General features: G+C 62.1%; 9 protein-coding genes. 6 read left to right on the top strand and 3 right to left on the bottom strand.

All coding sequences use genetic code 11. The features are described 5' to 3' along the window. Window positions 1-118 precede the first annotated feature (118 nt). Window positions 119-1,018 (top strand): LysR family transcriptional regulator, encoded by a 900-nt coding sequence (locus BMY54_RS24845; protein ID WP_093439300.1) that lies wholly within the window; start codon window positions 119-121, stop codon window positions 1,016-1,018. Window positions 1,019-1,280: 262 nt separating this feature from the next. On the opposite strand, the gene BMY54_RS30680 is transcribed toward BMY54_RS24845, so the two are convergent. The 3 genes from BMY54_RS30680 to gspG all read right to left on the bottom strand — a co-directional run bounded on the left by BMY54_RS30680 (window position 1,281) and on the right by gspG (window position 3,571). Beyond that, on the bottom strand, window positions 1,281-1,865 hold the full coding sequence (locus tag BMY54_RS30680) for a hypothetical protein (RefSeq protein ID WP_175559658.1): 585 nt from the start codon (window positions 1,863-1,865) through the stop codon (window positions 1,281-1,283). Between the two features lie 75 nt (window positions 1,866-1,940). Continuing rightward, window positions 1,941-3,128, bottom strand: coding sequence for a type II secretion system F family protein (locus BMY54_RS24830; protein WP_093439294.1), 1,188 nt, complete (start codon window positions 3,126-3,128; stop codon window positions 1,941-1,943). A gap of 14 nt (window positions 3,129-3,142) precedes the next feature. Continuing rightward, on the bottom strand, window positions 3,143-3,571 hold the full coding sequence (gene gspG, locus BMY54_RS24825; RefSeq protein ID WP_064120121.1) for a type II secretion system major pseudopilin GspG: 429 nt from the start codon (window positions 3,569-3,571) through the stop codon (window positions 3,143-3,145). A 205-nt stretch (window positions 3,572-3,776) separates the two neighbouring features. Here gspG and BMY54_RS24820 point away from each other — a divergent pair, with 205 nt between their 5' ends. From BMY54_RS24820 to BMY54_RS24795, 5 genes are all read left to right on the top strand, one after another. Continuing rightward, entirely contained in the window at window positions 3,777-4,385 is a 609-nt protein-coding gene (locus BMY54_RS24820; RefSeq protein WP_093439292.1) for a lytic transglycosylase domain-containing protein, read from the top strand. 200 nt (window positions 4,386-4,585) lie between these two features. Then, window positions 4,586-10,420 (top strand): manganese-oxidizing multicopper oxidase MnxG, encoded by a 5,835-nt coding sequence (gene mnxG, locus BMY54_RS24815; RefSeq protein WP_093439289.1) that lies wholly within the window; start codon window positions 4,586-4,588, stop codon window positions 10,418-10,420. Between the two features lie 300 nt (window positions 10,421-10,720). Then, entirely contained in the window at window positions 10,721-12,643 is a 1,923-nt protein-coding gene (locus BMY54_RS24805) for a YncE family protein (RefSeq protein ID WP_093439282.1), read from the top strand. 14 nt (window positions 12,644-12,657) lie between these two features. After that, window positions 12,658-13,308 carry an SCO family protein gene (locus BMY54_RS24800; RefSeq protein ID WP_093439279.1) on the top strand — a complete coding sequence of 217 codons (651 nt, stop codon included), beginning with the start codon at window positions 12,658-12,660 and terminating at the stop codon, window positions 13,306-13,308. Next, the gene (locus BMY54_RS24795; RefSeq protein ID WP_093439276.1) at window positions 13,305-13,925 is read left to right on the top strand and encodes an SCO family protein; all 621 of its coding nucleotides are present in this window, start codon (window positions 13,305-13,307) and stop codon (window positions 13,923-13,925) included. Before BMY54_RS24800 ends, BMY54_RS24795 begins: the two co-directional genes overlap by 4 nt. Window positions 13,926-13,928: the final 3 nt, after the last annotated feature.

Raw genomic sequence — 13,928 nt, 5'->3', positions numbered from 1 at the left:
GCGGGCTGCTGTGGCGCTGGGCTTCAGGGCCTCAGCAACACCGTGAGCACAGATTAATGGGCTGCTCAAAAGTGAAAAAGCGGCTATAAAGCGTTTAACTGTCTACCAGAGAGTGACAATGAACCCGTTCGAAGACATGCGTATTTTTTGCCAGGTCATGGACTCCGGCAGCTTCACCTCTGCGGCCGATCAACTGGGCCTGTCCAAGCAGTTCGTCAGCCGACGCTTGATGCAGTTGGAAGAGCGTCTCGGCGTGCGGTTGTTGAACCGCTCGACTCGGCGTCTGGACGTGACGCCGCTGGGGCAGAGTTATTACGAGTCGGCGTTGCGCCTGTTGGGTGAAGTCGAGCAAGTGGAGCAGGGCATCGCCGGGCAAACCGCCGAACCACGCGGGACGATTCGCTTGAGCGCGCCGCTGTCGTTTGCCGTGGCACATCTGGGCTGTCTGCTGCCGCTGTTCTTGCAGCGCTATCGTGAGGTTACGGTAGAGGTCGATCTGAGTGATCGGCCGGTGGATTTGCTCGGTGAGGGCTACGATCTGGCGTTGCGCATTGGCGTTCTGGAAGACTCGACGCTGATTGCCCGGCGCATCGCGTCGATCGAGCGCGTGTACTGCGCCAGCCCGGCGTACCTCGCCGAGCGCGGCACGCCGCTCAAGCCGGAAGACCTGCACAGCCATGACTGCCTGCCTTATGGCCATGGGCGTTCGGTGCAATGGCGCTTTAACGCGGGGCAGGGTAAGCCGTTGTTGGTGAATGTCACCGGGCGCATGCGCGTTAACAACGGCGAGTTGCTCAGGGATGCCGCAGTGCAGGGGATGGGGATTACCTATTTGCCGACGTTCATTGTCGGCGCGGCGCTGAAGGATGGCCGGTTGGTGCCGGTGCTGGATGACTTGCGCCCCGAGCCGCTGACGTTATCGGCGGTGTATCCGCAGCATCGTCAGGCCTCAAGGCCGGTGCAGGCGCTGGTCGAGTTTTTGCGTGAACGCTTGAACGAGAGCCACGTCGCCCTCTGATTTATACGCAGATCAAACTGTAGGAGTGAGCCTGCTCGCGATGGCGGTGTGTCAGTTAAAACATCATTGGCTGACCCTCAGCATTCGCGAGCAAGCTCGCTCCCACATTTGATAAAGGTCGTCTGTGAAATCTGCGCACGCCACAAAACCCTGTGGGAGCGAGCTTGCTCGCGAAAGCGGTGTGTCAGTCAAAACATCATTGGCTGACCCTCAGCATTCGCGAGCAAGCTCGCTCCCACAGGTTTTGTGGTGTTTCTAAAAATCAGTTGGCGCGCTTGTCATCGCCCGGCTCGCCGCCGACATGTACGCCGCGATCATCGCCGGCTTCAGCCGCAGCGTGGACGCCACGATCATCACCGACTTCACCAGCGCGGTGGACCCCGTGGTCATCGCCGACTTCTCCAGCGCGGTGGACGCCATGGTCATCTCCCGCTTCAGCATGGGCGCCGTTGCGGCCGGATGAGGCGCTGTCGCCCGAGTGTCCCGAGCCGTGGTCGCTGCCGCTGTGGCCACTGTTGCCACCGCCACCACCACTGCCACTGTTGCCGCCACCGCCGTGACTGCCTCCGCCGCCACTTCCGCCCCCACCATTTCCACCGCTGCCACCTCCACCGCTGCCACCACCGTTGCCACCGTGACCGCCCCCGCCCCCGCCACTTCCTCCACCTCCGCCCCCACCATTTCCGCCGCCGCCCCCTCCGCTACCGCCACCACTGCCTCCACCACCACTCCCACCATCCTTGGCATGAGCACTGGATACCCCGGACAAACTGTCCGGAATCAGCACCGTAGACGCTGACAGAACTGCGCCGATGGCCATTGCGAGCACGAGCTTTTGAATGTGCATATCGTTCTCCGTCTTTGTGGTTTTGTTGGGAACGTAAAAGTGCATTGTTGCAGGGACCGGACCCGTTCCCGGGGGTCAGTGAATACTTGAAGCCAGTTCGAAAATCGGGATGTACATCAGGATCACGATGACCCCGATCAGCAGGCCGATGAAGGTCATCAGCAGCGGCTCGAACAATTTAACGAACCACTCCAGCCAGCGGCTGATTTCCTCGTCGTAGAAGTCGGCGCTGCGTTCCATCATCTGCCCGAGGTTGCCGGACTGTTCGCCGGCGCGCAGTAGGCGCAGGGACACCGGTGTCACCAGGTGATTGAGCTCCAGCGCGGTGGACAATGACTGCCCCTCGCGCACCCGCTCGCAGGCCTGATCCAGGCGTACCCGCGAGGCAACGGTGAGCAAGCCACGCACCATGCTCATGGCGGTCACCAGCGGAATTCCGCCTTGCAGCAGAATCCCCAGCGAACGATAAAACCGCGCCAGCTCATACATGAAAATCCGTTGATGCACGGCTGGCAGTTTCTCCACCAGCCGATCCAGCCCACGGCGAAACGCCGGTTGCTTCTGCAGGACGGCGAGGGCAATGACCAGCGCCGCCAGCCCGCCAAAAAACTCAGCCTGATGCGCATGCAAAAACATGCCGCTGCTCATCAGCACCTGCGACAGCCACGGCAGGTTATTGCCCAAGCCTTCAAACACCAGACTGAAGCGTGGCACCACGTAACCCATCAAGAACAACACCACGCCACCACCGACGATCAGCAGCAGCATTGGGTAGATCGAGGCACTGATGATCTTCTGCCGCACCTCGTCCATGCGCTGCCGGTAACTGACGTAACGGCCCAATGCATCGCCGACCGCGCCGGTCTTCTCGCTGGACTGTACCAGCGCCACGTACAACGGCGGGAACACCGCCGACAACTGGCCCAACGCCTGCGAGAAGGATTTGCCCTCATAAAGCAGGCGCACCAGCTCACTCAAGGTTTTCCGGGCAGCTGGCGCTGTTTCTTTTTCGGCGAGGCTTTCCAGCGCATCGATCAACGGTAGGCCGGCGTTGAGCAGGGTGGTCAATTCCTGGCTGAATAACACCAGGTTGAAGGTCTCGCGCTGGCGCAGTTTCAGTGAGCGCCAATGCTTGTCGGCGTGCGAGCTGAGCACACGCAAGCCCTGATCCTCGGCGATCCGCCGTGCGTCGCTGTCACCCGCCGCCTCGACGCTCAAGGACACCACGCCCGCCTTGCCGACCGCTTTCAAATGAAATCGCATGGGCCGCGCTCCGTTTACTGCCAGTTGGTCACTTCAGCGTTTTCACCTTCACCGCCGGGCTGGCCGTCCTTGCCCATCGAGAGCAAGTCGTACTCGCTGTTTTCGCCGGGATAGCGGTAGGTGTAATTACGTCCCCACGGATCCTGCGGGAGCTTTTTCTGCAAGTACGGGCCGGTCCATTTCGCTTCGTCACTCGGTGCGGTGACCAAGGCCTGCAGGCCCTGTTCGGTGGACGGGTAGTGGCCGACTTCCAGTCGGTAGATATCCAGCGCTTTGCTCAGCCCTTCGATCTGCGCCTTGGCCACTTTCACTTCGGAGCGACCGAGTTGGGCGAAGTATTTCGGCGCGACGATCCCGGCCAACAGGCCGAGCACCACCAGCACCACGAGCAATTCGAGCAGGGTAAAACCGCGTTGGCCACGCGGACGAAATTGCAGCTTCATGATGACCTCCCGTAAGTGGCAGCCGTGTCGCCTGAAGGGCCTATGCAATTGCCATGCTCAGCCTCACTGAAAACCGGCTGATTGGCTGAAACCCTTGTAAATCGGGCATTTCAAGAGTCGGCACAGTGCTTGCGTATGGCTCAAACGTGATCGGCCATTGGGGCATTTCCCCCAATTTATCGGGGTCGATCCGGGGAGGCCCGACATGAAATTTCTCGCCAGCGGATTGCTCGGATGTGTGCTGCTCAGCGGCGCCGCGCAAGCCGACGTATTCATCTCCGTGGACGCCAAGGGCAGCTATGTCCTGTCCAACGTTCACCGGCCCGGACGCACCTACGAACGGGTGATCCACGAGGCTGAAATGCCTGTGGCCAGCCTCGATCAACAGCCACAAATGATCGCCAACCAGCCCTACGCGGAACTGGTCTCGGCAGCCGCCAAAGTCAATCAATTACCCGAAGCGCTGCTGCACGCGGTGATCAACGCCGAATCCCACTACAACCCCGGTGCGACCTCAGCCAAAGGCGCAGGCGGACTCATGCAGTTGATGCCCGACACCGCGCGCGAACTGGGTGTGACCGACGTCTACGACCCCAAGGCCAACATCCAGGGCGGGGCGAAATATCTCAAACGCCTGATGACCTTGTTCGACAACGACATTGCTCTCGCCGTGGCGGCCTATAACGCCGGGCCCGACGCGGTGCTCAGCCGTGGCCGGGTGATTCCGCCGTTTGCCGAAACCCAGCGTTATGTACCGAACGTATTGCGTCAGTACCGGCGTCTGCAGGGCCTGGCCATGGATGCGCCGTTGTGACCCAACCCGGTTTTCCCCACATTCGGGGGCAAACCGCAGAGGCCCGAAAAGTGGGGAAAACCGGTGGGGAATATCCCCCGGATCCTCAAATGGTTGCGGTAACTGATTGAACGGTAATGAAATTTTTTGTGGCACGCGGATTGCTCCGAGGCATTTGTCGAGAAGTGTTCCCAAGAGCACCCACTACGAGGTTACTGATCATGGTTGGCATTCATCACGCTCCGTCTCTGTTGAATTGGCTGGTGATTCTGGCCTCGATGCTCAGCGTCGAGCTGGCCGGTGCAGCCGTGCGTTGCGAGCGCAACCTGGTGGCCAACGTCGTCGCCTTCGATCAACCGCTGATGTTCAACCGCCTCGGTGCGCAGAACATCAACGGCATGATGTTCGCCCTGCGCCGCGACGTGGTCGATGAACATGAGCAGTCGCTGGCTTACGGCGGCGCCGCAGTGCCGGGCAAAGTCTCGCTGCGTCCGGACAAGCGCCCTCGGCCATTGGTATTGCGTGTGGCCGCCGGCGATTGCCTGACGATCAATCTGCAGAACATGCTCGACTATCAGGCCAACCCGAACAAGCACTTTGAAAACCAGGGCGAAGAAGAGGGCGCGGAAAACGCCAACGGCGCCGAAGCCTTCAAAGTCGATGAGCAGGTGGCGGATCGTCACGTCGGTTTCCAGGTCAACGGCCTGCAAGCGGTGAACAGCATTGATGACATCTCTTCGTTCACCGGGCGTAACGCCAACAGCCTGGTGCCTCCGGGCTCCAGCCGTTCCTACACCTTGTTCGCCGAACGTGAGGGCGCGTTTGCCGTCAGCAGCCGAGGCGCGACGTTTGGTGGCGAGGGCGCGGCCGGCAACGTTGCCAATGGTCTGTTCGGCCAGGTCGTCGTGCTGCCCAAGGGCGGTCGCACTTATCGCAATACCCTCACCGAAGAAGAAATGCGCCTGGCCACCACCGGCCGCGCACCCACCGGCCAACCGATCGTCGATTACCAGGCGCGCTACCCGCAGCGCGAACCGTGGTTGCGCGAAGGCAAGGCCGGTACGCCGATCATCGGCATGGTCGACGGCAATGAAATCATCTCCAGCGAAAGCGATGCGATTGTCATGGGCAGCAACGCCGATGGCAGTTTTCCGTCGAGCACCTACCCGCTGGAATCGATGGGCAAACGCAACCCGGCAATTCCCAACCGCCTCGAAGCGTTCCGCGATTTCGCTTCGCAATTCCAGGACGAAACCGCCGCCACCCAAGCGTTCCCAGCGTACTGGGCCGACCCGGTGATGGCCCATGTGCTGGAGCCGACACGCGACTCGTTCATGATCAACTACGGCTCCGGCGGTATGGGCGCCGAAGTGGTCGCCAACCGCTTGGGCGTGGGGCCGATGCACGACTGCCTGTCGTGCGCTTACGAAGAGTTCTTCCTCAGCTCGCACACCGTCGGCGATGTAGCGATGCTGGTGGATGTGCCGGCCAACACCGGGCTTGAGAACATCGCCCCCGGCCAGACACCGCGCGCCGATCAGATCGGCGTGAAAGCCACCATGGCTCTGTATCCGTCGGAGCCGTCGAACGTCAACCACAGCTACATCGGTGACTTCGTCAAATTCCGCAACACCCACAATGGCCACGAGCAACACATCTTCCACCTGCACGGCCATCAGTGGCTGTTCAACCCCAACGACGACAACTCCGATTACGTCGACGCCCAGGGTATCGGCCCGGGTGCCGGTTATACCTATGAAATTGCCAACGGTGGCTCGGGCAACCGCAACCGCGTGGCCGGTGATGCGATCTATCACTGCCATTTCTATCCGCACTTCGCCCAAGGCATGTGGGCCATGTGGCGGGTGCACGACGTGTTCGAAGAAGGCACGCGACTCGATGTTTCGCAGCAGGGCGCCGACGGCTATCACAGCGAACCGTTTGCCTTGCGCAGTGGCAAACCGGCGGCGGGTGCACGGGCCTTGCCCGATGGCGAAATCGTCGCCGGTACGCCGATTCCGGCCATCGTGCCGCTTCCAGGCAAAGCCATGGCGCCAATGCCGGGCAAAGTCGTGGTCGTGCCGAAGATCGGCGAAACCCTGGTCGCCGAAAATGATCACGACGATGACGAAGAAGAGGGCGATGACGACGGTGAGCACCATGGCGGCAATGCCGCTGGTCAAGCCATCGGTTCGCTGGCGCTGGTCGATCGCAGCGAAGCCAATCGCAATGCCGACGGCAGCCTGAAAAACCCTGGCTATCCGTTCTGGATCGGCGGCATGGAAAGCTCGGTCGGCCAACGTCCGCCAACGCCGCCGCTGGACATGCTCGACGCGGCCACCGCGCAGTCTTTGAAGGCCAGCGGCAAGGCACTGTGGGCCAATCTCGACCCGGCGCAGTCCGGCGGATGGAATGGCGGCTTGCAGCGTCACGCACTGGATGGCGTCGCGGCCGGCGGCGAAGCGCACACCGTGACCACTTCGCTGGACTTCTCCAAGGAAGTCAGCCGTGCCAAGCCGATTTACCTGCCGGAAGAAGGCACTGAAGTCGAACAGGCCGCGATGGCTTTCCACGCGAAAAAAGATCACCCAAGCTACGCCTTGCTGCCCGGCAATCAAGTGGTGGCCAAGGCGTTCCGCACCAACGGTGCCTTGCCGATGGCCGGCGCGCCGTACTACGAGCCGTGCATGGACGATCGGCAAAAACGCCTGACCAGCAACGCCGGCAGCGGCGAGTTCGCCAGCGGTGAGCGCATCGACGGCATGTCCTTTGTCGGCGCCTCGAGCTTCACCGCCGACCGCCCACGGATCTACAAAGCCGCCAACATTCAGTTCGACGCGGTGTACAACAAAGTCGGTTATCACTTTCCGCAGGCGCGCATTCTCGCGCTGTGGGAAGACGCCTGGCCGGTGATCACCAAGCAACGTCCACCAGAGCCGCTGGTGATGCGCATGAACACTTTCGATTGCGTGCAATACCAGCAAACCAACCTGGTCCCGGCCACCTATGAGATGGACGACTATCAGGTGCGCACGCCGACCGACGTAATCGGCCAGCACATTCACTTGCCGAAGTGGGATCTGACCTCGGCGGACGGCTCCTCCAACGGCTGGAACTACGAGGACGGCGTGCTCTCACCCGGCGCCGTGCAGGAACGCATTCATGCGATCCGCGAGTTCAACCAGTGCGCCGGCACCGATCCACGTGACGGCACCCAGGCCTGCCCGATAGCCAGGAACCACCCATTTTTCGGCCAGTATGGTCGCGCCGACTGGCTGGGTGCGCGCACGGCGATGCAGCGCTGGTTCGTCGATCCGGTGGTCAACGCCAAAGGCGTCGATCGCGGCCTCGGCACCATCTTCACCCACGACCACTTAGGCCCATCGACGCATCAGCAGATTGGACTGTACGCGACTGTGCTTGCCGAGCCGGCCGGTTCCACCTGGTTCCACGCCGAAACCGGCGAGCCGTTGTACAGCGGCGCGCGCCAGGATGGTGGGCCGACCTCATGGCAGGCGGTGATCAACACCGGCGACCTCGATGGCGACGGCAAGAACGACAGCTTCCGCGAGTTCTTCCTCGAATACAGCGACTTCCAGCACGCCTATGAAGCTGGCGTCTATGTGGGGGCTGGCCCTAACGGTGTGCCCAACGCGCAGGCGTTCCCGGCCACCGCCGACAGCTTCCGTTACGCGATCAACCCGCCAGTACGCAACAACGCCAGCAACTTGCTAGAAGGCGTGCTGGAAGTGCAGGGCGGTCAGGTGCCGGGCTGCCCGAGCCGGCCATGTCCGCAGGCGATCTCGGTGGATGATCCGGGCATGTTCGTCGTCAACTATCGCAACGAACCGCTGGCCCTGCGCGTGTACGACCCGAACAAGGTCGGCCCGGATGGCAAACGCGGCATGCAGGCTGACGGCCTCGGCGGTGATCTGTCGTTCGCCATGCAAAGCCGTACCGACCGCGCCATTCCGGCGATGAATCTGGCGCCGAATCTGCTCACTTCGGCGACCGGACCCACCGGCGGTACCACGCTGTTTCCACCGCACATCAACAAGGGCGGCGCCGAGCCGGGCGATCCGTTCACGCCGATGCTGCGCACCTATACCGGCGACAACGTGCGGTTGCGGGTGCATGCCGGCGGCCATGAGGAAGAGCACAACGTCACCCTGCACGGTGTGAAATGGCTGCAGAGCGGTTCCGGTTTCGGCAACAGCTCCAACTCCGGCTGGCGCGCGTCGCAGATGATCGGCATCTCCGAGCAGATGGGCTTCATTGCGCCGGTGTCGATGTTGTCCAGTTCGGCGGCGACCACGGGTGATTATCTGTACTCGATGGACGCTTCGATCGAAGGCTACTGGAGCGGTATCTGGGGCGTGATGCGCAACTACACCGCCAAACGCGCCGACCTGTTCGCCATCCCCAACAACCCGAATCCGGCGGGCATGCGCAACACCGTGGCGTTCGAGGGCAGTTGCCCGCGCTATGGCGCCAACCCTAACGGCATTGGCACCCGGCCTACGGTGCAGCGCAACTACGAAGTGGTCGCGGCGCTGGCCAACGACATTCTCGGCAATGCGCTGGGCCTGACCATCGGCGATCCCGAAGGGCTTGGTCAACATGTCGGCGGGCCGCTGAATCCGGCGGGTGGCACCCTGGTGCTGAACTCGCGCACGGTGAGCATTCCGCAGGTCACGGTGACCGATCCGGAGGATGGCGAAACCATCACCATCGGCGGGCAGAGCGGGCCGTTGCATGACCCAACCGCGATTCTCTATGTGCGTAAATCCGATCTCGATCCGGTGAGTGGCAAGCTGAAACCCGGCATTCCGGTCGAGCCGTTGGTGCTGCGTGCAGCCGCGGGGGATTGCATCAACATCACTCTGGAAAACCGTCTGCCGAGCGTGATGCCCGACTTGACGCAAACCGCGGTGATGCAAGGTATGGTCAAGCGTGATCGCAACAGCGGTCTGGGCTCGACCACCTTCAGCAACAACCTGATGCGGCCGTCCAGCCACGTCGGCCTGCACGCGCAGTTGCTGGCGTACGACATCACCAAATCCGACGGCGCCAATGTCGGCGCCAACCCGATTCAGACCGTGCCACCGCGTGTCGGCAACAGCGGCGCGTACCCGACCCGTACCTATCAGTACTACGCCGGGCACCTGGAGCGTGAAGGCAAACCGGTAACTCAACTGGGCCGCAGCGTCGACAACATCAACGCCACAGCGGTGGAGTTCGGCGGCTTGAACATCACCCCGGCGGACGTGATCAAGCAGCCGCAAAAAGGTCTTGGCGGAGCGATGAGCATCCTGCCGATCGGCGCGACCTGGGTCGACGATGCGCGCAAGGTCAACGCCACGGTCACCGCGCCTGGGCAAACCAGCTACCGCGACTTTGCGATGGTCTGGCACAAGGCGTTGAACACCCGTTGGGCCAATGGCCGGCCAGTGGAAGGGATTGCCGCCGAAGGCTTCGGCGTGCCGACCGATCCGCAGGACAACTCGAGCATGGCGATCAACTACAAGACCGAACCGCTGTGGTACCGCTTCGGCCTCGCTCCGGACGCACCGTTCGGGCATGCCGATGGCGCGGGTTACGGCGACATGAGTAATGCGCACATGGCCTACAGCAACGCGTTGGTGGGCGGTGATCCGCAGACGCCGGTGCTGTATGCCAAACCCGGGCAACCGTTCCGCACGCATATTTTGATGCCGAGCGGTGGCAGTCGTGGCACCACGTTCCAGCTCGATGGGCACGTCTGGTCGGTCAATCCGTTCCAGGCCGAGAAGAGCGATACCGGGGGTTATCCGATGGGGTCGCCGGGCGTCGGCTCAGTGCGCTTCGGCTACAACCCGATGTCGATGTACATCGGCGCCCACGAAAGCGTCCTGCCGGCCGCGCACTTCAGCTTCATGATCCCGAGCGCTGGTGGCAGCAATGCGATCCCGGGGGATTATCTGTTCCGCGATTACGCCGCCTACGGCAACACCTCCGGGTTATGGGGACTGCTGCGCGTGACCAACGAACCGGAACCGGCGCCGCAGGGGCAGTAGCAGAGCGGCAATGCCCCGGTGGATGCAAATCCCTGTGGGAGCGAGCCTGCTCGCGAAGAGGGCGGCACATGCAACAGGTGTGTTGGCTGACAGACCGCTTTCGCGAGCAAGCTCGCTCCCACAGGGGACAGTGGTTGGCAGTGAGGAAGTGGATGTACGCAAATCCCTTGTGGGAGCGAGCTTGCTCGCGAATGGGGGCAACTCGGTTTGTGAGGGTGAGGCTGAAGACGCTTTCGCGAGCAGGCTCGCTCCCACATGGGGGGCGGTGTTTTGCCAGGTGAAGAGGTAGGGGAGAGTTAGATGAACAGGATCATCAACATCATCGGTATTTGCACGCTGGCCATGGCCGGTGCGTTGCTGACGCTGAGTGAGATTGCGCTGGCACAAACCGGTGCGGGTCAGACGCTGAACCGCGACGGCGTGGCGGTGGATTTCAACCTCAAGCCATTGGCCGCTGACGGCAAACTGCGTGAAGGTGAATTCGCCGATGTGCAGTTTCGCGTCACTGACAGCGCCTCCGGCCAGCCGTTGTCCGGGGTAGCGCCGGGGGCCTGGGTCGATCCGCAAACCCTCGCCGCCGATCAGGCCCAGGGCCGCGACCAGAGCTGCAAGGCCCGGGTCGGGGTGTTTCTCAAATCCAACATCGGTGCGCGGCCGTTGCTCGACCTCAACAGCTATTTCCTGCTGGTGATGAACCGCGACGCGAGCATCGCTGTGGTCGATCCGTCGGTGTCGGTCGGCGGCATCACCAGCACGCTCGCGCGAATCGAACTCAAGCAACCGCCGATGGACTGGGTCACGCCCAAAGACAACAAACGTGTGTTCGTTTCCATGCCGACGGCCGGCGAAGTGGCCGTCATCGACAGCGAACAATTCAAGGTTCTCGATTCGATCAAAGCCGGCAGCCAACCGGTGCGCCTGGCGCTGCAACCGGATGAACGTCTGCTCTGGGTCGGCAACAACGCCAGCAAAACCGAAGACTCCGGCGTCACAGTGATCGACAGCCAAAGCCTCAAACCCCTCAAATACTTGCAGACCGGGCGCGGCCACCACGAAATCAGCTTCAGCAAGGACAGCCGCTTCGCCTTCGTCAGCAACCGTGACGACGGCACCGTCAGCGTGGTCGACATCGCCAGCCTGACCATCGTCGAGCAGATCAAAACCGGCTCGCATCCGCTGTCAGTCGCCTATTCCGCGCTGTCCGGCGCGGTGTATGTGGCCGATGGCAAGGACGGCACGGTGACCGTGATCGACGCCAACACGCACGCCATCCGCCGGGTGATCAAACTGCAACAAGGCCTCGGCCCCATGGGTTTCAGCGCCGACGGCCGCTTCGGCGTGGTGCTCAACACCGTGGAAAACCGCGCCAGCATCATCGACGCCGCGACCAACAGCGCCATTCACGACCTCGACGTCAGCGCCGAACCCTACCAAGTGGTGTTCACCCAGGCCTACGCCTACATCCGCGGACTCGCTTCACCGAAAGTCACCATGATCAACCTGTCTTCTTTAGGCGAAGGCCGCCAGCCGATCAGCCAGGGGTTCGAAGCCGGCCCGCAAGCGCCGCGTCTGGCCGGGGATTTGCCACTGGCCTCAAGCCTGGCGGTGTCGCGCGACGACAACGCGGTGTTCGTGGTCAACCCGGTCGACAACACCACCTACTTCTACGCCGAAGGCATGAACGCGCCGATGTCCGGCTACCCCAACCGTGGCCAGATCGCCCGCGCCGCCATGGTCATCGATCGCAGCTTGCGCGAAATCTCGCCGGGACTGTACAGCGCGCGGGTGAAGCTGCCGGCGGCGGGGCGCTTTGACGTGGCGTTCCTGCTCAATCAACCGAACATCATTCACTGCTTTACCGCGCAGATCGAAACCAATGGCGCCCTGGTAAAACACTTCGGCGCACCGAAAGTCGAGTTCCTCCTCGACAAGACTGCCGTGGCGCTCAACGACCCCTACGTCGTGCGTTTCCGCATCGTGCAGGGCAAAGACAAAACCCAGCGCAGCGGCGTGAAAGACGTGCAATTGCGCTACTACCTCGCGCCCACCTCGCATCCCCGCGAAGTGGCGGCGCTGGAAGTCGCCGACGGCGTGTACGAAGCGCCGATCACCCTCGACCGCAGCGGCGCTTGGTATCTGCATGTGCGTGCGGCCTCTTTGGGCGCCGGTTTCGATGACAAGACCTTTGCCAGTGTTCGGGTAGCCCCCGGCCAAGCCCGTTGAAGAGGAGTTTCGACATGAACCGATTTGCATCCAGTGGCCTGCTGACCCTGTGCCTGTTGAGCCTTGGCATCCAATACGCCAACGCTCACTCGGCAGACGAACACGCTGGGCACAAAGCCCCGGCCAGCAGCACTCAGGAACACGCCCAGGTGAAATTCGCCAACGTGCCGCTGCTCGACCAGAACGGCAAAACCGTACGCCTGGAACAAGACCTGGTGCAGGGCAAAATCGTCGTCATGAGCTTCATCTACACCAGTTGCACCACGGTGTGTCCGGTGGTCTCGTCGATCATGGGCAAGGTGCAGAAACAGCTCGGTGCGCGGGTCGGCAACGAAGTGCAACTGGTGTCGATCAGCATCGACCCGCAGCGCGACGACCCGAAACGCCTGCAGGATTATGCCCGCACCTTCCAGCGCGGGCCGGGCTGGAGCTGGCTGACCGGCTCGCCGCAGTCGATCAATGAAACCCTCAAGGGCCTCGGCAGTTTCAGCGGCGACTTCAAGAATCACCAACCGTTGATCCTCGTCGGCGACGGCAACAATCGTCACTGGATGCGCTATTACGGCTTCACCGATCCAGCACTGTTGGCCAAGGAAGTGGAAAAACTCAGCGGCCTGCGCACCCACGCCAAACACACAGCCATCGCCATGGAGCAACAGCCATGAGACTGCTCGACTGGATCGCCCTGACCGTGTGCTTCTGGATTCTTGGTAACGTCGCGTTTGCTCACGAAGACCACGTCTCTGAGCCGCCAGCCGCTGTGGCCGCCGCGCCGGCCAAAGGTACCCACGACGCGAAAACCTGGTTCACCGACACGCCTTTACAGGATCAGAACGGCGCGACCCTGCGCTTCTACAGCGATGCGCTGCAAAACCGCATCGTCCTGCTTAACGTGATCTTCACCAGTTGCAATGACGCCTGCCCGCTGATCACGCAAAAGCTCAAGGAAGTCCGCGAGCTGTTGGGCGACAAGGCGCAAGACATCACCTTCATTTCCCTTACCAGTGACCCGCTGCGCGACACGCCGGCGGTGCTCAAGGCTTACACCTTGAAGCAGGGTTCCGATGACCCTCATTGGCTTTTTCTCACCGGCGACAAGGCGCAGATGGACTTGGTGCTGAGTCGCATCGGCCAGATCGTACCGACGCCAGAGCAACACTCCACGCAGTTGATCGTCGGCGATGTCGCCAATAAACGCTGGAGCAAAATCCGTCCTGACGCCCCGGCTGCCGCCATTGCCCAGCGCTTGCAGTTGCTGACAATGCCCGTGGCCGGCCGCTGAGTC

Origin of the sequence: Pseudomonas sp. ok266, from assembly GCF_900110195.1 — a bacterium.
GTDB classification, from domain to species: Bacteria; Pseudomonadota; Gammaproteobacteria; order Pseudomonadales; family Pseudomonadaceae; genus Aquipseudomonas; species Aquipseudomonas neuropathica.
The sequence above is the reverse complement of the archived record's forward strand: the minus strand, read 5'-3'. Positions and strand labels throughout refer to the sequence as shown.

Excerpts from the sequence above, each read along its gene's own strand:
- BMY54_RS24820 (WP_093439292.1), top strand. The coding sequence starts at position 3,777 with ATGAAATTTCTCGCCAGCGGATTGCTCGGATGTGTGCTGCTCAGCGGC.
- BMY54_RS24805 (WP_093439282.1), top strand. The coding sequence starts at position 10,721 with ATGAACAGGATCATCAACATCATCGGTATTTGCACGCTGGCCATGGCC.
- BMY54_RS24795 (WP_093439276.1), top strand. The coding sequence starts at position 13,305 with ATGAGACTGCTCGACTGGATCGCCCTGACCGTGTGCTTCTGGATTCTT.
- BMY54_RS24830 (WP_093439294.1), bottom strand. The coding sequence starts at position 3,128 with ATGCGATTTCATTTGAAAGCGGTCGGCAAGGCGGGCGTGGTGTCCTTG.
- BMY54_RS24800 (WP_093439279.1), top strand. The coding sequence starts at position 12,658 with ATGAACCGATTTGCATCCAGTGGCCTGCTGACCCTGTGCCTGTTGAGC.
- gspG (WP_064120121.1), bottom strand. The coding sequence starts at position 3,571 with ATGAAGCTGCAATTTCGTCCGCGTGGCCAACGCGGTTTTACCCTGCTC.
- BMY54_RS30680 (WP_175559658.1), bottom strand. The coding sequence starts at position 1,865 with ATGCACATTCAAAAGCTCGTGCTCGCAATGGCCATCGGCGCAGTTCTG.
- mnxG (WP_093439289.1), top strand. The coding sequence starts at position 4,586 with ATGGTTGGCATTCATCACGCTCCGTCTCTGTTGAATTGGCTGGTGATT.
- BMY54_RS24845 (WP_093439300.1), top strand. The coding sequence starts at position 119 with ATGAACCCGTTCGAAGACATGCGTATTTTTTGCCAGGTCATGGACTCC.